Here is a 23,206-nt window from a genome sequence, read left to right on the forward strand (position 1 = left end):
CAGCCTGCACCTTATTCCGCATAGTCTCACTGGAATGTGGTGCGCGGGGCGGGACTCGAACCCGCACGGTGTCGCCACCGTCAGGACCTAAACCTGGTGCGTCTACCAATTTCGCCACCCGCGCGGTCTTGATAACTGCAGACTTTTGACCAGTCTGCGTCATAGGTCAATCCAAGATTCTAACGCCGAAAATAACCCTCAACGATTTCCCACTCCATTTTTTCTTATGCAGGCGCAATTGCGCGACATCACTGAAAAGCGGGGAAACGTCGCGCACAGAACAGCCCTCGAGGCGCTGTTCAAAGCTTTGAATGGACCACAGCCAAATCGCACGACAATGGCACGGTGAAAGCATCTTCCCCACCATCCGCGCAGGCCGCGCATATCACCCACTACGAGAATTTTCCCGTTGCCTCGTGGCTGTGCCCGGCCGCCCTGCGACCACCCATTGCCGCCATTTACGCCTTTGCGCGCACGGCTGACGACATGGCTGATGAAGGCGATGCCAGTCCCGCACAGCGCCTGGAGCAACTACAGGACTACCGACTGGAACTGCATGCCATTGCCAAGGGCCAGCCCCCCCAGCCACGCTGGGCCACCATCTTCACCCCCTTGCAGTACCAGCTGCAGCAGTGGCAGCTGCCCGTACACCTGCTCGACGATCTGCTCAGTGCCTTCGTGCAGGACGTTGCCAAGACCCGCGACCAGACGAGCTATGCCGACCGCGCAGAACTGCTCGACTACTGCAGACGCTCCGCCAACCCGGTGGGCCGCCTGCTGCTGCATCTGTACGGCATACATGATGACCAAGCACTGGCGCAAAGCGACGCCATCTGCTCGGCACTGCAACTGATCAACTTCTGGCAGGATCTGAGCGAAGACATTCCTCGCGGTCGCCACTACCTCACCGATGCAGACTGCGCACGGTTCAATGTCAGCCGCACCCAGCTCAACGCGCTGCAGCTCACACTAGACATCCAAAGACTCATCGCCAGCAATACGGCATGGGCACGCACACTCATGCAGCAAGGCGCGCCACTGGTCCACCGCCTGCCCGGGCGCATTGGCTGGGAGCTACGCCTGGTCGTGCAAGGCGGCCTGCGCATTCTGGACAAAGTGCAGGCCCAGCAAGGCCACAACCTGCACACGCGCCTGACTTTGCACAAAACGGATGTTGCACGCATGCTCTGGCGTGCACTGTGGATGTAGAGCACCTGCAAAACAAAATGCCAGCACAAGGCTGGCATTGGTAGCAACAGGCCGTCGCCTGCTTCGATCAGGGCTGCGTCAGGGCTGGCACAGCCTGCCCACCACTCACAGCAGATCCTGCAATGCTGGCAGGCTGTCGGTAAGTGCTGACATAGGACGACCGGGCGGCATTCCCCTGCTCCAGAATGAACTGTGCAGACATCTGCGCCATCTGGTTGGCCTGCTCCTGCAGCGAGGTAGATGCCGCCGAAGTCTCCTCCACCAAGGCAGCGTTCTGCTGCGTCACATCATCCAGGTTGGCGACCACATCGTTGATCTGCGCCAATCCCTTGGACTGCTCACGACTGGCTTCTGCAATCTCCTGCACGATAGCAGCCAGACGTGCAATGCTTTGCACGATGTCCTGCATGGTCTCGCCCGTGCGATGCACCTGCTCACCACCGGCACGCACGCGATTGACGGAATCCTGAATCAGCGTCTTGATTTCCTTGGCTGCTTCTGCCGAGCGACCAGCCAACGCACGCACCTCGCTGGCCACCACAGCAAAGCCGCGCCCCTGCTCGCCAGCGCGCGCCGCTTCGACAGCAGCATTGAGCGCCAGGATATTGGTCTGGAAGGCGATGGAGTCGATCACGCCAATGATGGCTTCAATCTTCTTGGCCGAGTGGTTGATGTCTTCCATGGTCGTGACCACTTGCGACACCATGTCACCACCACGCTCTGCCACCTGCGTGGCGTCACGCGCCAGTTCGCTGGCACGGATGGCACTTTCCGCATTATTCTGCACCGTGCTGGACAGCTCTTCCGTCGCTGCCGCCGTCTGCTGCAGCGACGCAGCCTGCTGCTCCGTGCGCGTAGACAGATCGGACGTGCCCGCTGCCACCTGCGTGGACGCACCCGCAATTGCATCTGCGGCGCCACGCACCTTGAAGATGATGTCATGCAAGTGAGAACGCATTTCCTCCATCTGCACCAGCAGCTCAGAGATTTCATCCTTGCCACTGACTGCCACGCGCTGGGAAATATCACCCGCAGCAATGGCCTTGGCCGTGCCATGTGCCTGTTTGAAGCCCTGCTTCATGCGGTTCAGCAAGGAAATGGACAGCAGCGTGGCTGGCACTCCGCCGAGCAACACACACAGCACAAACACCCAGATACTGACCTGGTAGCGCTCGTCCGCAGCCCGATAGGCCTCATCGGCCTGCGTCACCTGCAAGCCCTTGAAAGCACCTACGAGCGCCACCAGCATATCGCCCTCCTCACGACCCAGTGCCAGAAAGCGTGCCATCAGATCATTGCTGTAGTCGCCCCCTTCTGCGGCTTGCACCATGGCAGAGAGCTTGCTGTTCCAGGCATCCTGCACGCGCATGGCTTCCGCAAACATATCCTTATCCACGCCGGGCTCGATGCGCTGGTTCAGTTCCTGCTGCCAAGCCATGCCTTGCTGCAGACTGTGCTTGACGGCCTCCAGATGCACAGCGACGGGGTGATCGTGCACTTCAGCCAGCGCACTATCTGGCGCATGCTGAAATGCCAGCAACATCTGCATGCGTGCCTGGGCCACACTTTCGTTGATGGAGTCGGCGAGCAAAATGCGCTGCAAGGATTGGTCATGCAGGTAGCGCAAACTGTCTCTGGCGTTCATCAGCCCGTGCCAGCTGATAGCGATTACCACGACCATCGAAAGGAAATAAGCGCAGAAGACCAGCATGTAACGCTGTGTCAAACGCAGTGAATTAAAGCTGGGCATCTCAATCAATATGTGTCAGGTTGCAACGTACGGATCTTAGATAGTTGCATAAAAAACGAAAAGCATGACACAGCACCCTCCCCCATCGCCAAGCAGCACACAGCAAGCAGCGCAACCCTTGACGAAAATCAAGCTCTCACCAAAAGCAGCCGCTTTGTCACAACTGCCCGCGCTGTGGCTACAGGCATGGGACAATTACCGCCATATGACCCCGGAAACCTACGTCCAAGAAAAAGCTGCTGCCTCTGGCAGCAGTTTTTATTACGCCTTTCTATTTCTCCCGACCCAGCGCCGTGCAGCCATCACGGCGTTCTATGCGTTCTGTCGCGAAGTAGATGATGTCGTGGACGAAGTCCAGGACCCTGGCGTGGCCGCCCAGAAGCTGGCCTGGTGGCGCCAGGAAGTGGCACAGACCTTTGCAGGCAAGCCCAGCCACCCCGTGATGCAGGCACTGCAGCCACATATTGCACCGTTTCAGATCGAGCAGCAGCAGCTGCAGGCCATCATCGACGGCTGCCAGATGGACCTGGAGCAGACCCGCTATCTGGACTACGCTGGCCTGCAGCGCTACTGCCACCTGGTGGCAGGCGTGGTGGGCGAAGTGGCTGCCCGTATTTTTGGCCAGACCGACCCTGCCACCACCGCCTATGCACACAAGCTGGGCCAGGCCTTTCAGCTGACCAACATCATCCGTGATGTGGGCGAGGACGCCATGCGTGGCCGCATTTACCTGCCGATCAACGATTTGCAGCAGTTCAACGTCAAGGCCTACGAAATCACCAAACGCGAATACTCAGACCGATTTACGGCCCTGATGCGCTTTGAGGCCGAGCGCGCGCACCAGCTCTATGACGAAGCCCTGGCCCTGCTGCCAGCCGCTGACCGCCGCTCCCAGAAACCTGGCTTGATGATGGCCAGCATCTACCGCACGCTGCTGTGCGAGATTGAGGCCGAAAACTTCCAGGTACTGCACCAGCGCATTGCGCTGACGCCGCTGCGCAAGCTGTGGCTGGCCTGGAAGATGCAGGCACTGGGCCGTATGTAATTGCCCGCAGCCATGTCACAGCAACCGCCAGCGCTGCGCATTGCCATCATCGGTGGTGGCTGGGCAGGCATGACTTGCGCCGTACAGCTGCAGCAGCTGGGGCACCGCATCACACTGTGGGAAGCCAGCCGTTCCTGGGGCGGCCGCGCACGCGCACTCCCCCTGCAAGGGCCTGCGGGCCAGCACTGGACGGTAGACAACGGCCAGCACATCCTGATCGGTGCCTACCAGGCCTGTCTGCAGATGCTGCAAACCGTGGGGGTGGACGCCCGCCAGACCCTGCTGCGCCTGCCACTGGATCTGCGCTATGCCGATAGCTCTGGCCTGCAGCTACCCGATCTGCCTCCACCCTGGGATGCCTTGCTGGGCATTCTTCGCACCAAGGGCTGGAGCTGGCATGACAAACTGGCACTGCTGCGCACAGCCCACCGCTGGCAGCACCAGCAATTTGCCTGCGCAGAGAAAGCCACCGTGGCAGACCTGTGCCAGCACCTGCCCGCGCGGCTGCTGCATGACTTCATAGACCCGCTGTGCATTTCGGCACTCAACCTGCCTGCCGACCAGGCCAGTGGCCGTATTTTTCTGCGCGTGCTGCAGGACGGCCTGTTTGCCGGCAAAGGTGGCTCCAACCTGCTGATTCCGCGCACCGACCTGAGCCAGCTCTTTCCCGCCAGCGCAGCGCAATGGCTGCATGCACGCGGCGCGGCATTGCACCTGGGCACACGCGTGAGTCAGCTGCACTGGGATGCTGCGCAAACTGCTTGGCAAGTGCAGGGCCAGCTGTTTGATGCCGTGGTGCTGGCAACGCCCAGCGTCGAAGCTGCCAGACTGCTGCAGCATGCCTCACTGCCAGCGCACGCCCATGCACAGGCGCAGGAATGGGCCGCCACGGCACAGACCCTGCCCCACACGGCACTGGCCACGGTCTATGCCTGGACTGCACGGCCACCACAGCGGGGCCAGATCCTGCCTGCCCCCATGGTGGCCTTGCGCAGCCACCCAGATTCAGCACCCGCACAGTTTGCGTTTGACAAGTTGCAGCTCGGCGGCCCTGCTGGACTGATTGCGCTGGTCGTCAGCGCCTGCCAGTTGCCGCGGGATGCGCTGCAGACGCAAGTCATCGCCCAGGCACGCGAGCAGCTTGGCCTGCCCGATCTGCAGCCGCTGCAGACCGTGATCGAAAAGCGCGCCACCTTTGCCTGCACGCCGCATGTGCAGCGCCCGGCCGCCTGGATTGCGCCAGGCCTGTGGGCCTGTGGCGACCATGTGCAAGGCCCCTACCCCGCGACACTGGAAGGTGCGGTGCGCAGCGGCATGCAGGTGGCGCAGGCTATTCATCAAAAAAAGAGCGCCTAGCGCCCAACGTACAAGGGTTTCAGATAGTTTTCTATCTGAAACCCTTGTAAATTCAGCGCAAGACGCTTCAGTTTTTGATTATTTTTCCAGGTACCACTGGAGGACGGCCTTGGCAATAAAGCCGATAAAGCCCACAGCCAGTCCCAGAAACAGCACAAAGGTACCGAACTTGCCCGCCTTGGATTCCCAGGCCAGATGACCAATGATGAACAGCATGAAGAGGATGAACGCCCCGATGCCGTAGGTCATGAAAAAATCAGTAATCTGTTCTTCTGTAAAGCCAAAAATCACGGTCTACATTCCTTGAAGTCAACGCAGCACGCCACCGTGCCAGCTAGCGCAGCAGATCACACAGCTGCGCAAGACTGCTGACCATCATAGGCGAAGCCTGGTCTGGCACTGGCCAGTCCCTGTGCTCACGATTGACCCAGATCACCTGCATGCCTGCATTGCGGCCGGCCACCACATCCAGCTGTGCATCATCGCCAATATGCAGGATGGCCGAACTGGGCACGCCCAGGCTTTGCGCCGCGCAGTGAAAAATCCGTATATCCGGCTTGGCAAAGCCCGTGCGGCTGACGTTGAAGCTGTCGCGGAAAAACTGCCCGATGCCAATGCGCTGCACATCGGCATTGCCATTGGTCACCGCCACAATGGGCCAGCGCTGCGCCAGGAACTCCAGTGCCGGCAAACTGTCGTCAAACAGCTGCACTTGTTGGCGCTGCGCGAAAAAAATATCAAACGCGGGGATAGCCAGACGCTCATCATCGCCCGCCCGGCGCATGGCCTCGGCAATCGATTCGCGGCGCAGCGCGCTCAGGTCATGACGCAGATCGGGGCGCTCACGCTCGATCTGCAGTCGAATGCTGCGCAAAGCCTCTGACGTCGGGAAAAGCGCTGCAGTCTTCGCCGCATGCTCTTTTAACCATAGCAAAAGCACTTCTTCAGCACGGTGAATAGCAGGCCAGATGGGCCACAGGGTGTCGTCCAGATCGAGCGTAATGGCACGAATTTGAGATGGGTCAAGCATGGCTGGCAAGAATACTGGAACCTATTAGGGCTGCCCATGCATGCTTCGGCAGCAGGGCCTGCTTTTGTCACAATGGCAGACATGCTGTCTCGCTTTGCCCCAGAACCCAAGCGCCCCGCCGGGCAACCTGAACGCACAGGCGTATTGCTGTGCAACCTTGGCACGCCTGATGCCCCCACCCCTTCTGCCGTGCGCCGCTATCTGGCGCAATTTCTGGCCGATGACCGCGTGGTCGAGATCCCCAAGCTCGCGTGGTGGCCTATTTTGCACGGCATCATTTTGCGCACCCGTCCCAAGGCATCGGCCGCCAAATATGCCACGGTATGGGACCAAGGTGGCGCCACTGGCTCACCCCTGCTGTACTTCACCGAACGCCAGGCCAGCCTGCTGCGCAGCAGCCTGCAAGCATCAGGCACTGATGTACTGGTGGCCTACGCCATGCGCTACGGCAATCCGTCCATTCCTGCGCAGCTCGATGCACTCAAGGCACAGGGGGCCACGCGCATTCTGATCGTGCCGCTGTACCCGCAGTATTCCGGCACCACCACAGCCAGTGTCTGCGATGCCGTCTATGACTGGGCCAGAACCCAGCGCCATATTCCAGAGCTGCGCTTTGTGCAGCGCTACCACGACCACCCCGGCTACATCGAGGCCCTGGCCCAGACCGTGGAACAGCACTGGCAGCAGCACGGCCGCGCCCAAAAGCTGTTCCTGAGTTTTCACGGCGTACCCGAGCGCACCTACGAACTGGGTGACCCCTACCGCGACGAGTGCTACGCTACGGGCCGCCTGCTGGCGCAGCGCCTGGGTCTGCGCGAGGAGCAATACGTGCTGACCTTCCAGTCACGCTTTGGCAAGGCCAAGTGGCTGGAGCCCTATACCGAGCCTACGCTTGTCGAGCTGGCTCAACAGGGGCTGGAGAGCGTGGACATCATGTGCCCCGGCTTTACCAGCGACTGCATTGAAACGCTGGAAGAAATCAACCAGGAAGCACGAGAAGCCTTTGAGCACGCAGGCGGCAAGGACTACCGCTTTATTTCCTGTCTGAACGACCACCCCACCTGGATTGGCGCACTGCACGAGATTGCGCAGCAGCACCTGCAGGGCTGGCCGCTCAAGGCCTGAAGCACAGGCATAGACACCACACCATGAAAAAAGGGCCGCATCTTGCGGCCCTTGGTGCTTACTGGATGGGAAATGGATTGTTCTCATCCAGCGGCTGACTGGGAGTGCTGCGCGGCGCCTGAATTTCATACTGGCTGCGGTCCACACCTTCGAGCCACTTGGGCGCCTTGCCACGGCCCGACCAGGACTTGCCCGTCTGCGGATCGTAGTACTTGGCCTGCACCTTTTTCTTGGCAGCAGGCTGGAAAGGAAAGACTTGCTGCGCCGTAAAACCAAAGGTTGCAATCAGCTCCCGAATGGTGGCCAGTGCCTCCACACTCTCTTTTTTACGTGTTGCTTCAATCGACTTTTCAAGCTCGCGCTTGCGAGCCAGGAGCTCTTGGTAGTTGGACATGAAATATGACAGAGAAAACTGCAGCCACAGCTGCTGCTTATTGGTATTTTGAGAGGCGAAATTGTGCAAGATATTCAAGCATTGCTCACATTTGGCCAATACAAAGCCCTCATGCCAAATGGCTGCTGCACTCGCTCACCTCAATGACAGATTGCTCGCCATCCTGCAGGCAGCATGTGCTGAAACCATCTAAAACACTAAGCTGTTGCGCCATCTTTTTTGTAGCATTTCGTCGTTTTTTCTACAATCAGTTTCCACATCTTCGGCCTGCGTTTCTTGCAGGCCTTTTGCTGCGCGTCATCAGGTACGCCACGCATCTCACTGACCACTGGTCTGCATAGCCCCACGGTCCCTGTGCCTTGGGGGTTGTCCCGTTGGAAGAGCGATTTCACGCTCCGTATTTGCTCAGGACAACTTCTGCCATGAATTCACCCACTTCTGTTTCTGCTGCACAGCCTACGGCTGTGAACAGCTATAGCTGGAAAGCCCTGACTGGCTCAGCCGTCGGCTATGCCATGGACGGCTTTGACCTGCTGATTCTGGGCTTCATGCTCAGCGCCATCTCTGCCGATCTCCACCTCACGCCCGGCCAGGCTGGCTCGCTCGTCACCTGGACACTGATCGGTGCCGTCTTCGGTGGCATTGTCTTTGGCGCACTGTCGGACCGCTACGGCCGCATCCGCGTGCTGACCTGGACCATCATGCTGTTTGCCATCTTCACGGGTCTGTGCGCCTTTGCGACCGGCTACTGGGATCTGCTGATCTACCGCACCATCGCCGGTATTGGCCTGGGCGGTGAATTCGGCATTGGCATGGCGCTGGCGGCTGAAGCCTGGCCTGCCAAGCACCGCGCCCGCGTCTCGTCCTATGTGGCGCTGGGCTGGCAGGTCGGCGTGCTGGCAGCCGCTTTGCTGACGCCCCTGCTGCTGCCTGTCATTGGCTGGCGTGGCATGTTCCTGGTGGGTGTGATTCCAGCCCTGGTGGCATGGATCATCCGCAACAAGATCCACGAACCTGAAGTGTTTGTGCGCAAGCCCAAGGAGCGTAAAGCCTCGCGCTTTGAAGCCTTCAAGCTGCTGGTCAAAGACAAGGCCACGACCAAGGTAAGCATTGGCGTGATCGTGCTGACATCGGTTCAGAACTTTGGCTACTACGGCATCATGATCTGGATGCCCAGCTTCCTGTCCAAGCAGCTGGGCTTCAGTCTGACCAAGTCGTCCATGTGGACCGCCGTGACCATCGTCGGCATGATGGCTGGCATCTGGATCTTCGGCCAGTTGGCGGACCGCATTGGCCGCAAGCCCAGCTTCCTGATCTTCCAGCTGGGTGCTGTGATCATGGTGCTGACGTACTCCCAGCTGTCTGACCCGACGGCCATGCTGTGGGCAGGTGCGGTTCTGGGCATGTTCGTCAACGGCATGATGGGCGGCTACGGCGCGGTAATGAGCGAGGCCTACCCCACGGAAGCACGCGCCACTGCACAGAACGTACTGTTCAACATTGGTCGCGGCGTGGGTGGCCTGGGCCCGGTCGTCGTAGGTGCCGTGGCCATGGCCTATGGCTTCCAGATGGCGATTGCGCTGCTGGCTGCCATCTATGTGCTGGACATGATTGCCACGGCCCTGTGCATTCCCGAACTCAAGGGCAAGGAATTGCAGTAAGCCTGCAGGCGCTTGTCACCAACAAAAAATGGGCAGCCACCGCGGCTGCCCATTTTTTTGAAGAGTGATTGCTGTCGAATCAGTCGCCCTTGATATTGGCTTCCTTGACGATCTGGGCCCACATGTCCCAGTCACGCTGCACCATGTCACCCAGTGCCTTGCTGTCCATGAAGTCAGCAGCCGCGCCCTGATCACGCGCCTTTTGCTGGAAAGCGGGTTCTGCCAGCGCATTGCGCACATCAGACTCCAGCTTGCTCACGATGGCAGCAGGTGTGCCCGCGGGTGCAAACATCGCAAACCACGAAGTGGCATTCACACCGGGAAAGCCAGTTTCCGCCGTGGTGGGCACATCCGGCAGGCTGGGCAGACGTTCCTTGCCTGTGACAGCCAGCACCTTGAGTTTGCCTGCCTGAATGTGGGGCATGAATGGAGGCGCGGTACCAAAGGTCAGATCCACCTGACCGCCCAGCAAATCCTGCAGCGCAGGGCCTGTGCCCTTGTAGGGCACGTGCATCATCTGCACACCAGCGGCCCGCTCCAGCTGCACACCGGTCACGTGCTGCAGCGAACCATTGCCGGACGAGGCGTAGTTCAGCTTCATGGGGTTGGCCTTGGCATAGGCCACCAGCTCCTGTATGGTGTTCACTGGCAAATCACCACGCACCACTACGATCTGCGGAGCCGAAAGCACATTGGCCACGGGCACAAAGTCCTTGAGCTCCCAGCTGGATTTGCCCAGATGGGGCGAAATCACATGAAAGCCAGAGTACTGCATCAGCAGCGTGTAGCCATCCGCTTCTGCACGCTTGACCTGGGCCGCCGCAATATTGCCGTTACCGCCACCCTTGTTTTCCACCACCAGCGTCTGCCCCAGCACGGGGCCAAGCGCCTGTGCAGTCATGCGCGCAGCCAGGTCTGTAGTGCCGCCCGCAGAAGCAGGCACCACCATGGTGATAGGCTTGTTCGGATAGCCATCCTGCGCGCTGGCCACCGTGCCCATACCCAGCGCCAGTCCTGCAGCCAGCGCGATGCGCCCGAATTGCTTGCGTGTCATTGTGTTCATGCGAATCTCCTTGGATTGTGTTGTTGTTTGCCTCTATGGGCTCTCTTAAACCCTGGTCTTAACAAGCTGGCGCTGCTTGTGCAGCCTGCCACCGCTCCTGCGCTCGCGCGCGGATGTCATCAAAGGACGCAGGTCTGGCATGCAGCTGGCAGGACGGCCCAGCCTTGACAATGGGGCTGGCCATCTCATGACCCAGCAGTGCTGGCAAGCCCGCAGCAATCTGCGTCAATGCAGACAGACTCACCCCGGTGTCATAGCCCATGGCCGCCAGTGCATGCACGATGGTTTCCGTACAGGCATTGCCGCTGGCTCCGGGTGCATAAGGGCAGCCCCCCAGACCACCCACCGAGGCATCAAAACGGTCAGCCCCGGCTGCAATGGCAGCCAGCACATTGGCCAGCGCCATGCCGCGCGTGTCGTGGAAGTGCAGCGTCAGCCCCAGCTGCGGCCAGCGCGCCTTGAAGGCCTGCACCATGGCATGCACTTGTGCAGGGTTGGCCATGCCCGTGGTATCGCACAGGGTGATGCCCTGCACGCCCAGCGCGGCAAAGCGTGCCACCCAGCCCAGCACCTCATCCTGCGGCACATCGCCTTCCATGGGACAGCCAAAGCTGCACGACAGTGATACGTTCACCGCCACCTGGCCCTGCTGGGCCGTAGTGATGATGTCGCGCAGGCCTGCAAACGAGTGCTCACGCAGCATGCGCAGATTGCACAGGTTGTGCGTCTCGCTCACGGACATGACCAGATTCAGCTCATCCGCACCACTGGCAATGGCGCGCTCTGCGCCTTTGACGTTGGGCACCAGGCAGGTCATGACCACGCCTGCTGTGCGGGCAATCCCCTGCATGACTTCCTGCGCATCCGCCAGTGCAGGAATAGCCGTGGGCGACACAAAGGCCGTCACTTCCACCTTGGCCATACCGGTCGCAGACAGTGCGTTGATGAAAGCAATCTTCTGCGGGGTCGGCACAAAGACCTTTTCCATCTGCAACCCGTCACGCGGGCCGACTTCCTGGATATAGATACGGCGACCTGCGCCGTGCCAGACATTGCTGCTCACTGAATCACCCCCTGTGCACGCAACTGCGCAATCTGCTCGGTGCTCAGGCCCATGCCTGCCAGCACGGCGTCGGTATCGTCACCCAGCCCTGGGGCGCTGGAGCGGATGCTGCCCGGTGTCTCAGACAGCTTGGGCACGATGCCAGGCACATCCACCGTATAGCCATCGCGTGTTTCCTGCTGCAGGATCATGTCGCGCGCACGGTAGTGCGGGTCTTCGTAGATGTCCTTGGCGGTATAGACACGGCCAGCGGGCACGCGTGCGGCTGAGAGCTGGTCCAGCACCTCCTGAATGCTGCGCGTGCGTGTCCAGGCCGCGATGGCCTCATCAATTTCCTGCACGCGCGCCACACGGCCAGCGTTGTTGGCCAGATCAGGGGCATTGCCCAGGTCTTCACGGCCAATGGTCTGCATCAGGCGCTTGAAGATGCTGTCGCCATTGCCAGCCACCAGCACCCAGCCGTCCTGGCAGGGGTAGGCATTCGAAGGCGCAATACCCGGCAATGCACTGCCTGCAGCTTCACGTACTGCGCCAAAGGCGCTGTACTCGGGAATCAGGCTTTCCATGATGTTGAACACGGCTTCATGCAGCGCCACATCAATCACCTGGCCTTTGCCACCATGGACCTTGCGGTGGTACAGCGCCAGCAGCACGCCAATCGTGCCGTGCAGGGCAGCCAGCGTATCGCCAATGGACACCCCCACGCGCACAGGCACACGGCCCGGCTCGCCGGTCAGGTGGCGCAGGCCGCCCATGGCCTCGCCCACCACGCCAAAGCCTGGCAGATCACGGTAGGGGCCCGTCTGGCCATAGCCAGAAATGCGCAGAATCACCAGCCCGGGGTTGAGGGCTTGCAGTTCCTCGGGCGACATGCCCCAGCCTTCCAGCGTGCCGGGGCGGAAATTCTCGATCAGCACATCGGCCTCTTTGAGCAGGGCCTTGGCCACATCCTGCCCCTGAGGCTGGCGCAAGTCCAGCGCCACGGATTTCTTATTGCGCGACTGCACCTGCCACCACACGGAGGTGCCATCCTTGATCATGCGCCAGTTGCGCAGCGGGTCGCCTGTTTCCGGCGTTTCAATCTTGATGACCTCAGCGCCAAACTCGCCCAGGGTCTTGCCTGCAAAGGGGCCGGCAATCAGCTGCCCCATCTCTACGACCCGTACACCGGCCAGTGCGCCGGGCTGCAGACTTTGCGAAATCTTCTCTTGCATTGCTTTCTCTTTTCCATGCCAGGCCCTGACTGCCCGGCGTGAAGGGGATGATGCAAAAGCGCAGCGCAACTGCATAACGCTCAATTGCGATACAGCCATCGCATTTCGGCAAAGCAATTGCAAAAATTAGTAATTACCCTTGGTAAAGATTGAGCCAAAACCACCTGCATTGCCATTACAGCAAAGCAAAATCCTGGCATGCGACTCGACCCTGTCTCACTGCGGCTGTTTGTGGCCGTGATGGAAGAACAAGCCATTGCCCGTGCGGCCGCACGCGAACACATTGCCACCTCCGCCGCCAGCCGCCGCCTGTCGGAGCTGGAAGTCCAGCTGCAGGTGCGCCTGTTCGAGCGCAGCAATCGCGGCATCACACCCACGGCTGCGGCCTATACCCTGCTGGATCTGGCGCGCAGTGTGCTGGGCGAGATCGACGGCATTGCACGCCAGATGCGCGAATACGGCAGCGGCATGCGCGGCCATGTGCGCATGGTGGCCAACATCTCGGCCATCACGCAGTTTCTGCCAGAGCAGCTGCAAAGCTTTCTGAGCCAGCACCCGGATGTGCAGGTGCATCTGCAGGAAAAAGTCAGCTCGGAGATCGCGCTGGCCGTCGCCCAGAACGCCGCAGACTTTGGCATCCTCAACCCCGGCAGCTATGGCTGCGAACTGCACTTTGCCCCCTACCGGCAGGACGAGCTGATCCTGATTGCCCCCAAAGGCCACCCGCTGACCGCGCACCGCAGCGTCAGCATGCGCCAGGCGCTGGCCTATGACTTTGTGGGCGCACACACGGGCAGCGCCATCAATGCACAGCTCACACGCAGCGCTGCGCAGCTGGACATGCCGCTGAAACTGCGCATCCAGGTGACCAGCTATGACGCCCTGTGCCTCATGGTGGCGGCGGGGCTTGGCGTGGGTGTGCTGCCCCGCCAGAGTGCAGCGCTGTACCGGCAGACGCTAGCCATTGAAGCCATCACTCTCGATGAGCCATGGGCACACCGCCAGCTGGTGCTGTGCATGCGCTCCTATGAAGGCCTGCCGCCCGTCGCACGGGCGCTGGTGGACCATCTGATGCAGATGCAGGCACCCGCCCCTTCATAACCCCAAGGCATATCGCAAGAATTTTTTCTTTTTTGCAGCCATATTTGCAGCGTCGGACAATATGGCATTGGCCACGCTGTGGCTTGCAACTGCGTTTGAACGGCTGCCTTTCATGAAACACCGACCTCTTATTGCCATCGCTCTGACATGGGGCATCAGTGGCTGGGCATTTGCCGCCCCGCCGCTGCTGTCGCCCACCGAGCTTTCTGCCCTGCTGGACCAGCCACAGGTGCGCGTCATTGACATTCGCCCGCCGAAGGACTTTGCGGCCAACCATATTCCGGGAGCCGTGAATGCCCCGTATGGCAAATGGCGCGGCCCTGCCACCAATCCCGGTGAGCTGCCTGACCATGACAAGCTGGTCGCGCTGGTGCAGTCCCTGGGCCTGACGCCTGAGACCCATGCCGTCGTCGTTTCGCATGGCAAGGACACCACCGACTTTGGCGCCATGGCGCGCGTGTACTGGACGCTCAAGTCGCTGGGACTGAAGGAGCTGTCCATCCTCAACGGCGGCCTCAAGGAGTGGGAAGCTGCCAAGCTGCCTTACTCCAACGTCGCCATCCAGGTCGCGCCCAGCACCTATGCGCCCACGTTTGACGCCAGCTGGCTGTCGACCCGTGAAGAAATTTCCCAGAGCCTCAAGCTGAGCAACGCCGTGCTGGTGGACTCGCGCCCTGATGCTTTCTACCAGGGCAAGACACAGGCGCCTGCCGCCAAGCTCGCAGGCACCCTGCCCGGCGCGGTGCAGCTGGATTTCAACCAGTGGTTCGAGCCCAAGACCAGCCGCTTTGTTGATGCAGACAAGGCCCAGGAAATTGCCGCCAGGATCCATGTGCCTGAAGGCCAGAATGCCGTGGCCTTCTGCAACACCGGCCACTGGGCCGCGACCGACTGGTTTGGCCTGAGCGAAGTGGCAGGCATTCCCAATGTGAAGCTGTACGCTGGCTCCATGGTGGACTGGACGCAGCAGCCGGACTTTCCTGCCATGCAGAACATGCCAGGCCGCGGTGAGCAGCTGATGCGCGCTACCAAGCAATGGTGGGAACGCAAGTTCAACTAACAACAAAAAAAGAGAGCTGTCAGCGCTTGTATTTATTGGGTTTCACATAGAAATCTATTGGAAACCTAGATATTTCAAGCGCTAGCCGCTCCTGATTTAGTATCAATAAGAGAGGTTGCCTTCCCATGAAGCGATTACCTTTGGCCATTCTGATGGCCTTGTTCTTTGGCTGGCTGCTGTGGTCAGTCTCCGTGCGCCAGGCCGCGCTGTTTGCCGTTGGCATCGGTCTGGGTGGCGTGCTGGCCAGCCGCCGCTTTGGCTTTACCACGGGCTGGCGCATGCTGGTGGAAGACAAAGACCCCTCCGGCGTCTTTGGCCAGCTGCTGTTGCTGGCGCTGGCGGCTTGCATGGCCATGCCGCTGCTGGGCTACTTTCCTGAACTGACCGCCGCCCTTGGCCCACCCAGCGTGAGCCTGATTGTGGGCGCCTTTATCTTCGGCCTGTGCATGCAGATTGCCGACGGCTGCGGCAGCGGCACGCTGTACAAGGCCGGTCTGGGCATTCCCATGAACGCCGCCGTGCTGCCCGTGTTTGCCATTGGCAGCTTTCTGGGCAGCGTGCATCTGGGCTGGTGGCTCGATCTCGGCCGCACTCAGCCCGTAGGCCTGGTGTCTGAATGGGGCTGGGATGTGGCCCTTGCCGCCACGCTGGCCGGTCTGGCGCTGGTGGCCGCAGGCATCAGCTTTTACTGCAAGCGCTACCACCTGAAGGCAGGCCGCCAGCCCAAGCCCATGTTCGTGCGCAAGTGGATCGTGGGCGCTGTGCTGCTGGCCATCTTTGCCACGTTGAACCTGGTGATTGCCGGCCAGCCCTGGGGCGTGGTCTATGGCTTTGGTCTGTGGGCCGCAAAAATTGCCAACACCACTGGCCTGATGGATCTGTCCACCAACTGGTTCTGGAGCCAGCCCGGCAATGCCGCACGCCTGCATGAGACCGTGCTGCTGGATGTAACCAGCATCACCAATATCGGCATTCTGGCGGGTGCCCTGTGGGTCAGCGCTTCCTCACCAGACTGCGGCAAGGCCCTGACCGGCAAGCAGTGGATCGTTGTGCTGATCGCCGGCCTGGTGCTGGGCTACAGCTCGCGCCTGGCCTTTGGCTGCAATGTGGGCGCCATGTTCTCGGGCATTTCCACGGGTTCCATCCACGGCTGGATCTGGGTGCCACTGGCCTTCGCAGGCACCATCTTTGGTCTGCGCATTCGCCGCCACTTTGGTCTGTAAAGGAAAGGACGCACAGCCATGAAACAAACTGTCGTACTGCGCACCGCGTTCTGGGTGATTTTGCTGGCCTTTCTGGCCTGGGACTTTCACACCTCCAAGCCCGTCGATCTGCGCTTTGAAGCGCCGCTGATCGCCGCAGGCTCGGGCGTGGCAGTCCAGGGCGGCCATTGCTCCATGCCGGACTGAGCCCCTCCTCGCACTACACAGCCCCTGGTCACCCCAGGGGCTTTTTTGTGTCCAGCGTGCAGGGCATGGGCCCACCTCAAAACGCAATTGGGAAATGTTCACTTCGCAGTACGCGATGCATATCGGCGCTTTTACCCACCAATTGCCTCCGTGTGCCACCACTTGTTGGCAAATTACGCGCACAGGCATTCATCAGCATGCAAGAGGCCCTGCCATTCAGTCTCGTCCAAAAAGTAACAATCTGCCACAATTTGTGTCGATTTCATTTGGTGATTCAGCTTCGACCATCCGACTGTGCTAGGAGCACAGCCCGTCGTTCTGGAGCAAGCAGGAAAAAAGGAAGAGATGCAAACGATAAAAAACCTCAGTATCCGGGCCAAGCTATGGCTGCTGGTGGCCTCGTTACTGGTGCTGACACTGGCCACCTCCATCACGCTGATGCTGGAACTCAACAGCGCCAACCAGCGCATGGCCAGCATCTATAACAACCGCGTGATGCCCATGCAGCAGCTCAAGCTGATTGCCGATGCCTACGGCATCAAGCTGGTGGAAACCACGAACAAGGTCTACAACCAGCAAATCCTGGCTGAATCCGGCAAGGACACGCTGACACAGGCGCGCAATGACGCGCAGGCTGCCTGGAACGCCTATATGCAGACCCAACTCACTGCTGAGGAAAAAGCGCTGGCTGACCGTGTCAACACCTTGCTGGAAGCCATTTCTCCGCGCATTGATGATGTGCTGCGCCTCTTTGAGCGCGATGACCACGAAGGTCTGGGTTCCTTCATCGAATACCGGCTTTTCCCCAGCGTGAGCCCGCTCGCCGCGAGTCTGCAGCAGCTGTCTGCCATGCAGGAGCAGCTGGCGCTGCAGGCCTATGAAGAAGCACAGGCCGCCAGCACCCGTACCATGATGCTGGCAGCAGTGACCGTTGCTATCTTGCTGGTACTGACCCTCATCAGCGCCAGCCTCATCATCCGCACCATCACCCGCAACCTGGACAGCGCCGTGCAGGTGGCCGAGACCGTGGCACAGGGCGATCTGCGCTCGCACATTGAAGTCACCTCCAAGGACGAGCTGGGCCGCCTGATGCTGGCGCTCAAGGGCATGAACAACAACCTGCTGAGCATTGTCGGCCGCATCCGCGAAAGCAGCGAGTCCATTGCCACCGGGGCCACCCAGATCTCGACCGGTAACAACGACCTGTCGCAGCGCACCGAAGAGCAGGCCAGCAACCTGCAGCAGACTGCGGCCAGCATGGAAGAGCTGGCTTCTACCGTGCGTCGCAACACCGACAACGCCCAGCAGGCCACCACCCTGGCCCGCAATGCTGCACACACTGCCAGCCAGGGCGGCGAGGCCATGGAGCAGGTCACACAGACCATGGAAACCATTTCTGCCAGCTCGCGCAAGATTGCCGACATCATCGGCGTGATTGATGGCATTGCCTTCCAGACCAACATCCTGGCGCTCAATGCTGCGGTGGAAGCCGCACGTGCGGGTGAGCAGGGCCGCGGCTTTGCCGTGGTCGCTGGCGAAGTGCGTGCTCTGGCAGGTCGCAGTGCCGAGGCAGCCAAGGAAATCAAGCTGCTGATCCAGCAAAGCGTCAGCCAGGTCAACGAAGGCACGACCCTGGTCGAAGCCACGGGCAAGACCATTGGCGACGTGGTGCAGCAGGTCCAGAGCGTGGCCGCCCTGATTCAGGAAATCAGCAACGCCAGCCAGGAGCAAAGCCAGGGTACCGGCCAGGTCAGCGATGCGATTGCCCAGCTCGACCAGGTCACCCAGCAAAACGCCGCACTGGTGGAAGAAAGCGCTGCCGCCGCCAACAGCCTGAGCTATCAGGCTGCCGAGCTGAACCGCCTGGTAGCCACTTTCAAGACCGGCAGTGAAAGCCAGCTGCAGGCTCCCCGACTGGCTCCCGCAGCTGCTGCACAGGCTGCACCTCGCAGCCATGCACTGGCATCCAGCCAGCAGGAGCCCATGCTGATCGAATAAGCGCTGCTCCGCACACCAGCGGCTCACCCTAAGCAAAAGGCCCTGGCGCAATGCCAGGGCCTTTTGTTTTTCTTGGGATCTGAACGCAAGCTGCGCTACACATTCCGCTTCTGACCGCGCGCCTGCGCCATGCGGCGTCTGGCCCAGCCTTTGAGCAGTGCTGGCGCGGCAATCAAAGCTACCACCGCGATCAGCAACGCCAGAGCCAGGGGGCGCTGCACAAAGATGGCCCAGCTGCCATGGCCCACAGCCAGCGCCTGGCGCAGCTGCACCTCGGCCAGTGGCCCCAGTGCCACGCCAATTACCAGCGGGGTGACAGGAAAGTCAAAGCGTCGCATGACCACGCCCAGCAGCCCCAGGCCATACAGCAGGCACAGATCGCCCACACTCTGGCGCATGCCATAGACCCCGGCTGTCGCCAGCACCAGCATGGCCGCATGCAGGTGTGGGCGGGGAATGCGCAGCAGCGGCGTCCACATGCGCACCAGCGGCATGTTCAGCACCCACAGCATGAGGTTGCTGATAAACAGCGAGCCCATCAGCACCCACACCAGCCAGTAGCCATTGCTGAACCACTGCGGCCCAGGCTGCATGCCGTAGTTCTGAAAGGCACCCAGCATCACAGCCGTGGCATTGCTGGTGGGAATGCCCATGACCAGCAGCGGAATCAAGGCCGCCGTCACCGTGGCATTGTTCGCAGCTTCCGGCCCGGCCACGCCTTCAATCGCACCCTCACGCCCAAACTCCCTGCGGCGCGGCTCGGAGGCCATATAGCGCTCCGAGGCATAGCTCACATACGTGGGCATATCCACGCCGCCCAGCGGTACACAGCCAAACGGCAGGCCAATGGCCGTACCGCGCAGCCAGGGCCGCCAGGAGCGCTTCCAGTCCTCGCGCGACATGCGTACACGCCCTACGGTGTTGAGCGTGTAGCGCACACGCCCTTCAAACATGGCTGCATGCAGCACCTCGGCCACGACCAGCAGGCCAACAGCTACCAGCACCATGTCAATGCCGTCGTACAGCAGCGGCAGCCCGCCTGTGAGCCGCTCCGTGCCGCCCACGGTTTCATGGCCGATGCAGGCCAGCGCAATGCCTGCGCACAGCGCCGTCACTCCACGCAGCGTGCTCTTGCCGATGGCGGCGCTCACCGCACCCAGTGCCATCACCATGAGCATGAAGATCTCTGCAGGCCCCAGCTTGCTCGCAATACCTGCCACCCAGGGCGCGGCCCAGACCACAAACAAGGCCGCCAGTGTGCCCGCAACCAGCGAACCCACCGCCGCCGTAGCCAGCGCCACCCCGGCACGGCCATTGAGCGCCATGCGCTTGCCCTCCATGGCTGTGACCATGCTGGCTGTCTCGCCCGGAGCGTTAAAAAGAATGGAGGTGGTCGAGCCGCCATACATGCCGCCACAGGCCACAGCAATAAAGAAGATGAAGGCCTGGGTCACATCCACATGAAACGTCATGGGCAGCAGCAGCGCCATGGCTGCCGACGCACCAAAGCCCGGCAGCACGCCCATCACCGTGCCCAGCACACAGCCTGCCAGTGCCCATGCCAAGTTCTGCACGGTACAGGCCAGCACCAGCCCCTGCCACAATGCCTGCATCACATCCATGGCAGCCACCCCGCTGGCAGGCTCACGCCCAGCACCCGTACAAACAGCACATACACCAGCGCCGCCAGCACCAGCCCCACCAGTACATCGGTCAGCACGCGCCTGCCGCGCAAGGGCAGATCAGGCTGTGCTGCGCGGCGCAGCCCCTGCAGAGCCAGCACGTAGCAAAGCGCTGCCGCCAGCACAAAACCGCTGTGGCGTATCAGCAGTGCACCCAGCAACATGCCTGCGCTCACCCACACCCAGGGTGTGATCTGCAGCTGCCCCTGCCCGGCAGACGCCGCCATGTTGCGCCAGCCCCCATGCCTTGCGTCCCACACCAGCCAGCCGCCACACAACAGCAATGCTGCAGCGCACAGCGTGGGCAGCAAAGCTGCACCACCATCGTTTTGCGCCGTCTGCGCAGGAATCCGCCATGCCCCCCATGCCAGCGCCAGTGCGGCCAGCACAATAGCGCCCCCCGCGCCCATCTGCCAGGCATGGCATGTCTGTCTTTCCATGGCTGTCTCGTTGTCTTGCTTGATGTTCTGTTCCGTCATCGCATGCTTTCCTGTGATTGCGTCACTGCGGCAGACAGGACACAGGCTGCCACCTGTGACCGTTGGTCATTCTGCGCAGGATCAAGGGCAGGCTGCCGCATCTTCCCGTTCATCGGTAGGGCTGCAGACAGTAAAAACCCGCAGCAGCATGCATATTCCTTCGCAGCAGAAGTTGCTACATCCGGGAAAATCACGGCCATGAGTGAAATTTCTTCCATGCGCCTGGACAAGTGGCTGTGGGCTGCACGCTTTTACAAGACGCGCAGTCTTGCGGTTGAACAAATCAGCAAGAACCGCGTGACCGTGAACGCCATGGCAGCCAAGGCTTCGCGTGAAATCCGTGTAGGCGACACCATTGCCCTGCGTCAGGGTGATGTACCCAAGACCGTCAAGGTACTGGGCCTGAGCAATATGCGCGGCCCAGCCCCCGTGGCTCAGCAGCTGTACGCCGAAACGCAGGAGAGCATGGCCGAGCGTGCACGCCTGGCCGAGCAGCGCCGCCTGGCCCCTGAGCCAGCCGCCAGCATTGCCACCCAGCACACTGGCCGCCCTACCAAACGCGACCGGCGCAGCATCGAGCGCGTACGCCAGGACTGGGGCGATCGCTGGAGCGCCAGCTGGGACGGCAATTGAGCCGCTGTCCAGACAAGGCCCAAAAACCATTCATCGGAACCTTTTGTCAAAACCTGCTCCAATCCCTTGCTATTGATTTGTGAACAACAGCCGCATAGGCTGCAAGGGATTTGCCGTGATTTCTCAGAAGTTTTCAGCACGCAGTGCACGTGCTGCCTTGGGTGCCCTTTTGGGCATCACCCTGCTCAGCGCCTGCTTGGGCAACAGTTCGAGCTCTCAGGCCAGTACCCCCGCCACACCCGCAGCACGCGCTGCAACCAGTGACAGCTTCAAGAGCTGCCGCCAGTTCTTTGCCGCCGGCCAGCCGCCTATCATCCATACCCAGTCCAAACTGCGTGACCTGTGCTATGACGCCTTTGCCATCATGCACAACGGCAATACACGCACGCCCATGTATGTGGCGCAGCGCATGAACCGCGCACTGGTAGCCGATGCGGACGAAAAGCGCACCAACAAGTTCTTTGCAGACGCCCGTCTGCCTCGTGCCGAGCGTGCAGAACTGAGCGACTACAGGAACTCCGGTTACTCACGTGGCCACATGGCACCTGCTGCAGACATGCCCACCGCACAGGCCATGGCACAGAGCTTTTCGCTGGCCAATATGGTGCCCCAGTCCATGAAGCAGAACAGCGGCCCCTGGGCACGCATTGAAAAAGACACGCGCAGCTACGCCAGCCGCGCCAAGGGCGATGTCTACATCATCACCGGCCCCGTGTTTGACCAGAAGCCCAGCACTGTGGGCGACAACAAGGTGGCTGTGCCCAGCTATCTGTACAAGCTGGTCTATGACGCCAGCACCAACCGCGCCTGGGCACACTGGCAGCCCAACCGCGACGATGCACGTGTGAGCAAGCCCATCAGCTATGCCGAGCTGGTCAAGCGCACCGGCATTGAATTTCTGCCCGGCGTCCAGCCCCATTAAATTTCAAGCAAAAATATCCGCTAGCGCTTATCTATCAAGCGCTGGCAGCTATGGGTTTTGAATCTACCTGCACTTGCACGCAGCGGCTGGCAGGCACATCCAGCCAACGCGCAGCAGCGGCCTGCAGCGCACTGAGCTGCCCGGTGGTCATAAGCTGTATCTGCTGCGCCCCAGCCAGCGCCGCCGGGTCACGGTCTGCAGGCTCTGCACGCAGCGTCTGCGCCTTGTTCAGCAGGCGGCGCGTCTGGCGTGCAACGGCTGCGCCGGTATCAATCAGCTGCACATCCGGCCCCACCAGGGCGCGCAGCTGTGGCTTGGCAAACACATAGTGGGTGCAGCCCAGCACCAGCGTGTCCATCTCTCCAGTCTTCAAGCCAAATTGGCCTAAAGCGCTGATATAGCGGGCGCAAAGCGCTTGTACTTCCATAGCGCCATCTTCGGCCTGCGTACTCAGCTCAATCGCTCGTGCCAGGCCATCGCAGGCCTGTGCATGAAACTGCGTGTGCTGCCCATGCTCGTGCAGCAGCTTGTGAAAGCGGCGGCTTTCCACCGTGCCCCGTGTTGCCATCACCCCCACATGGTGCGTCTGGCTGGAAAGGGATGCGGGCTTGATCGCGGGCTCCACCCCGATCATGGGCAGATCCGGCAGGGCCGCACGCAGCGACTCCACCGCCGCAGCCGTGGCCGTATTGCAGGCAATCACCAGCGCCTTGATGCCATGCCGGGCACGCAGATGGTGGGCAATCGCATGCGTGCGCGCCTGCACAAAGGCATCGCCACGCTCGCCATAGGGCGCATGGCCGCTGTCTGCCAGATAGACAAAGTGCTCCTGCGGTAATTCATGGCGCAGCGCCTGCAGCACGCTCAGGCCACCAATACCGCTGTCAAAAACACCAATGGGCGCAGCTGCCAAGGTCATGATGTGAAAAAAGTCCGGAAGTCCACACAATAAGCCGCCAAGTATGCGCCTGCGCAGCCCATGGGCGAAGGCTGCAGACAACAAACCCCTGCA

General features: G+C 60.9%; 22 protein-coding genes and 1 tRNA gene. 12 read left to right on the top strand and 11 right to left on the bottom strand.

All coding sequences use genetic code 11. The features are described 5' to 3' along the window. Positions 1–37: 37 nt before the first annotated feature. A tRNA-Leu gene (locus B5M06_RS16635) sits at positions 38–124 on the bottom strand. A 221-nt stretch (positions 125–345) separates the two neighbouring features. Between B5M06_RS16635 and hpnC the strand changes: the two genes are divergently transcribed. After that, the gene (gene hpnC / locus B5M06_RS16640; protein ID WP_054067003.1) at positions 346–1,209 is read left to right on the top strand and encodes a squalene synthase HpnC; all 864 of its coding nucleotides are present in this window, start codon (positions 346–348) and stop codon (positions 1,207–1,209) included. A gap of 67 nt (positions 1,210–1,276) precedes the next feature. Here hpnC and B5M06_RS16645 read toward each other — a convergent pair whose 3' ends face one another. Continuing rightward, positions 1,277–2,890: a methyl-accepting chemotaxis protein gene (locus B5M06_RS16645; RefSeq protein ID WP_240183964.1), complete on the bottom strand. Its 1,614-nt coding sequence runs from the start codon at positions 2,888–2,890 to the stop codon at positions 1,277–1,279. A gap of 274 nt (positions 2,891–3,164) precedes the next feature. Between B5M06_RS16645 and hpnD the strand changes: the two genes are divergently transcribed. Beyond that, positions 3,165–4,004: a presqualene diphosphate synthase HpnD gene (hpnD, locus tag B5M06_RS16650; protein ID WP_054067001.1), complete on the top strand. Its 840-nt coding sequence runs from the start codon at positions 3,165–3,167 to the stop codon at positions 4,002–4,004. A 12-nt stretch (positions 4,005–4,016) separates the two neighbouring features. Beyond that, a complete protein-coding gene (gene hpnE / locus B5M06_RS16655) occupies positions 4,017–5,360 on the top strand; it encodes a hydroxysqualene dehydroxylase HpnE (protein ID WP_080025403.1) in 1,344 nt (447 codons plus the stop codon). 78 nt (positions 5,361–5,438) lie between these two features. On the opposite strand, the gene B5M06_RS16660 is transcribed toward hpnE, so the two are convergent. Both B5M06_RS16660 and B5M06_RS16665 read right to left on the bottom strand, forming a co-directional pair. Then, a complete protein-coding gene (locus tag B5M06_RS16660) occupies positions 5,439–5,651 on the bottom strand; it encodes a DUF2788 domain-containing protein (protein WP_054067000.1) in 213 nt (70 codons plus the stop codon). 43 nt (positions 5,652–5,694) lie between these two features. Next, positions 5,695–6,390 carry an HAD family hydrolase gene (locus B5M06_RS16665; RefSeq protein WP_054066999.1) on the bottom strand — a complete coding sequence of 232 codons (696 nt, stop codon included), beginning with the start codon at positions 6,388–6,390 and terminating at the stop codon, positions 5,695–5,697. An 81-nt stretch (positions 6,391–6,471) separates the two neighbouring features. On the opposite strand from B5M06_RS16665, the gene hemH reads away from it, so the two are divergent. Next, positions 6,472–7,515 carry a ferrochelatase gene (gene hemH / locus B5M06_RS16670; RefSeq protein ID WP_054067035.1) on the top strand — a complete coding sequence of 348 codons (1,044 nt, stop codon included), beginning with the start codon at positions 6,472–6,474 and terminating at the stop codon, positions 7,513–7,515. A 58-nt stretch (positions 7,516–7,573) separates the two neighbouring features. On the opposite strand, the gene B5M06_RS16675 is transcribed toward hemH, so the two are convergent. Further along, complete coding sequence (locus B5M06_RS16675; RefSeq protein ID WP_054067034.1) at positions 7,574–7,909, bottom strand: H-NS histone family protein; 336 nt, start codon at positions 7,907–7,909, stop codon at positions 7,574–7,576. Between the two features lie 422 nt (positions 7,910–8,331). On the opposite strand from B5M06_RS16675, the gene B5M06_RS16680 reads away from it, so the two are divergent. After that, a complete protein-coding gene (locus B5M06_RS16680; RefSeq protein ID WP_054066998.1) occupies positions 8,332–9,570 on the top strand; it encodes an MFS transporter in 1,239 nt (412 codons plus the stop codon). A gap of 79 nt (positions 9,571–9,649) precedes the next feature. Here B5M06_RS16680 and B5M06_RS16685 read toward each other — a convergent pair whose 3' ends face one another. From B5M06_RS16685 to B5M06_RS16695, 3 genes are read right to left on the bottom strand one after another with little or no spacing between them, the layout of a single operon-like run. Continuing rightward, positions 9,650–10,633, bottom strand: coding sequence for a Bug family tripartite tricarboxylate transporter substrate binding protein (locus B5M06_RS16685; protein ID WP_054066997.1), 984 nt, complete (start codon positions 10,631–10,633; stop codon positions 9,650–9,652). A 58-nt stretch (positions 10,634–10,691) separates the two neighbouring features. Next, positions 10,692–11,696: a hydroxymethylglutaryl-CoA lyase gene (locus tag B5M06_RS16690; RefSeq protein ID WP_054066996.1), complete on the bottom strand. Its 1,005-nt coding sequence runs from the start codon at positions 11,694–11,696 to the stop codon at positions 10,692–10,694. Further along, positions 11,693–12,910, bottom strand: coding sequence for a CaiB/BaiF CoA transferase family protein (locus B5M06_RS16695; protein WP_054066995.1), 1,218 nt, complete (start codon positions 12,908–12,910; stop codon positions 11,693–11,695). Before B5M06_RS16695 ends, B5M06_RS16690 begins: the two co-directional genes overlap by 4 nt. A 198-nt stretch (positions 12,911–13,108) precedes the next feature. Between B5M06_RS16695 and B5M06_RS16700 the strand changes: the two genes are divergently transcribed. From B5M06_RS16700 to B5M06_RS17680, 5 genes are all read left to right on the top strand, one after another. Next, entirely contained in the window at positions 13,109–14,011 is a 903-nt protein-coding gene (locus tag B5M06_RS16700) for a LysR family transcriptional regulator (RefSeq protein ID WP_054066994.1), read from the top strand. A gap of 112 nt (positions 14,012–14,123) precedes the next feature. Further along, entirely contained in the window at positions 14,124–15,071 is a 948-nt protein-coding gene (locus B5M06_RS16705) for a sulfurtransferase (RefSeq protein WP_054067033.1), read from the top strand. Between the two features lie 125 nt (positions 15,072–15,196). Further along, entirely contained in the window at positions 15,197–16,294 is a 1,098-nt protein-coding gene (locus B5M06_RS16710) for a YeeE/YedE family protein (protein ID WP_054066993.1), read from the top strand. A gap of 18 nt (positions 16,295–16,312) precedes the next feature. Next, on the top strand, positions 16,313–16,480 hold the full coding sequence (locus tag B5M06_RS17285; RefSeq protein ID WP_205245376.1) for a hypothetical protein: 168 nt from the start codon (positions 16,313–16,315) through the stop codon (positions 16,478–16,480). A gap of 345 nt (positions 16,481–16,825) precedes the next feature. Further along, positions 16,826–18,478, top strand: coding sequence for a methyl-accepting chemotaxis protein (locus B5M06_RS17680; RefSeq protein WP_080025119.1), 1,653 nt, complete (start codon positions 16,826–16,828; stop codon positions 18,476–18,478). Positions 18,479–18,573: 95 nt separating this feature from the next. Here B5M06_RS17680 and B5M06_RS16720 read toward each other — a convergent pair whose 3' ends face one another. Together B5M06_RS16720 and B5M06_RS16725 are read right to left on the bottom strand one after the other, a co-directional pair. Continuing rightward, positions 18,574–20,100, bottom strand: coding sequence for a tripartite tricarboxylate transporter permease (locus B5M06_RS16720; protein WP_054067032.1), 1,527 nt, complete (start codon positions 20,098–20,100; stop codon positions 18,574–18,576). After that, a complete protein-coding gene (locus tag B5M06_RS16725) occupies positions 20,091–20,639 on the bottom strand; it encodes a tripartite tricarboxylate transporter TctB family protein (protein WP_054066992.1) in 549 nt (182 codons plus the stop codon). The genes B5M06_RS16720 and B5M06_RS16725 overlap by 10 nt, the downstream gene beginning before the upstream one ends. A gap of 198 nt (positions 20,640–20,837) precedes the next feature. Between B5M06_RS16725 and B5M06_RS16730 the strand changes: the two genes are divergently transcribed. Next, positions 20,838–21,272 carry an RNA-binding S4 domain-containing protein gene (locus B5M06_RS16730; RefSeq protein ID WP_054066991.1) on the top strand — a complete coding sequence of 145 codons (435 nt, stop codon included), beginning with the start codon at positions 20,838–20,840 and terminating at the stop codon, positions 21,270–21,272. A gap of 181 nt (positions 21,273–21,453) precedes the next feature. Beyond that, positions 21,454–22,194, top strand: a complete 741-nt coding sequence (locus tag B5M06_RS16735) for a DNA/RNA non-specific endonuclease (RefSeq protein WP_420809987.1) — start codon at positions 21,454–21,456, stop codon at positions 22,192–22,194. 34 nt (positions 22,195–22,228) lie between these two features. Here B5M06_RS16735 and murI read toward each other — a convergent pair whose 3' ends face one another. Next, the gene (gene murI, locus B5M06_RS16740; protein WP_054066990.1) at positions 22,229–23,113 is read right to left on the bottom strand and encodes a glutamate racemase; all 885 of its coding nucleotides are present in this window, start codon (positions 23,111–23,113) and stop codon (positions 22,229–22,231) included. Positions 23,114–23,206 lie beyond the last annotated feature (93 nt).

The organism is Comamonas kerstersii (genome assembly GCF_002056725.1).
GTDB classification, from domain to species: Bacteria; Pseudomonadota; Gammaproteobacteria; order Burkholderiales; family Burkholderiaceae_C; genus Comamonas; species Comamonas kerstersii.

What these genes read in the sequence shown, in the direction of transcription:
- B5M06_RS17285 (WP_205245376.1), top strand. Translation starts at nt 16,313, where the DNA reads ATGAAACAAACTGTCGTACTGCGCACCGCGTTCTGGGTGATTTTGCTG.
- B5M06_RS17680 (WP_080025119.1), top strand. Translation starts at nt 16,826, where the DNA reads ATGCAAACGATAAAAAACCTCAGTATCCGGGCCAAGCTATGGCTGCTG.
- B5M06_RS16645 (WP_240183964.1), bottom strand. Translation starts at nt 2,890, where the DNA reads ATGGTCGTGGTAATCGCTATCAGCTGGCACGGGCTGATGAACGCCAGA.
- B5M06_RS16730 (WP_054066991.1), top strand. Translation starts at nt 20,838, where the DNA reads ATGAGTGAAATTTCTTCCATGCGCCTGGACAAGTGGCTGTGGGCTGCA.
- hpnE (WP_080025403.1), top strand. Translation starts at nt 4,017, where the DNA reads ATGTCACAGCAACCGCCAGCGCTGCGCATTGCCATCATCGGTGGTGGC.
- B5M06_RS16700 (WP_054066994.1), top strand. Translation starts at nt 13,109, where the DNA reads ATGCGACTCGACCCTGTCTCACTGCGGCTGTTTGTGGCCGTGATGGAA.
- B5M06_RS16675 (WP_054067034.1), bottom strand. Translation starts at nt 7,909, where the DNA reads ATGTCCAACTACCAAGAGCTCCTGGCTCGCAAGCGCGAGCTTGAAAAG.
- B5M06_RS16720 (WP_054067032.1), bottom strand. Translation starts at nt 20,100, where the DNA reads ATGGATGTGATGCAGGCATTGTGGCAGGGGCTGGTGCTGGCCTGTACC.
- B5M06_RS16725 (WP_054066992.1), bottom strand. Translation starts at nt 20,639, where the DNA reads ATGACGGAACAGAACATCAAGCAAGACAACGAGACAGCCATGGAAAGA.
- B5M06_RS16710 (WP_054066993.1), top strand. Translation starts at nt 15,197, where the DNA reads ATGAAGCGATTACCTTTGGCCATTCTGATGGCCTTGTTCTTTGGCTGG.
- hemH (WP_054067035.1), top strand. Translation starts at nt 6,472, where the DNA reads ATGCTGTCTCGCTTTGCCCCAGAACCCAAGCGCCCCGCCGGGCAACCT.
- B5M06_RS16695 (WP_054066995.1), bottom strand. Translation starts at nt 12,910, where the DNA reads ATGCAAGAGAAGATTTCGCAAAGTCTGCAGCCCGGCGCACTGGCCGGT.
- hpnD (WP_054067001.1), top strand. Translation starts at nt 3,165, where the DNA reads ATGACCCCGGAAACCTACGTCCAAGAAAAAGCTGCTGCCTCTGGCAGC.
- B5M06_RS16665 (WP_054066999.1), bottom strand. Translation starts at nt 6,390, where the DNA reads ATGCTTGACCCATCTCAAATTCGTGCCATTACGCTCGATCTGGACGAC.
- B5M06_RS16685 (WP_054066997.1), bottom strand. Translation starts at nt 10,633, where the DNA reads ATGAACACAATGACACGCAAGCAATTCGGGCGCATCGCGCTGGCTGCA.
- B5M06_RS16680 (WP_054066998.1), top strand. Translation starts at nt 8,332, where the DNA reads ATGAATTCACCCACTTCTGTTTCTGCTGCACAGCCTACGGCTGTGAAC.
- murI (WP_054066990.1), bottom strand. Translation starts at nt 23,113, where the DNA reads ATGACCTTGGCAGCTGCGCCCATTGGTGTTTTTGACAGCGGTATTGGT.
- B5M06_RS16705 (WP_054067033.1), top strand. Translation starts at nt 14,124, where the DNA reads ATGAAACACCGACCTCTTATTGCCATCGCTCTGACATGGGGCATCAGT.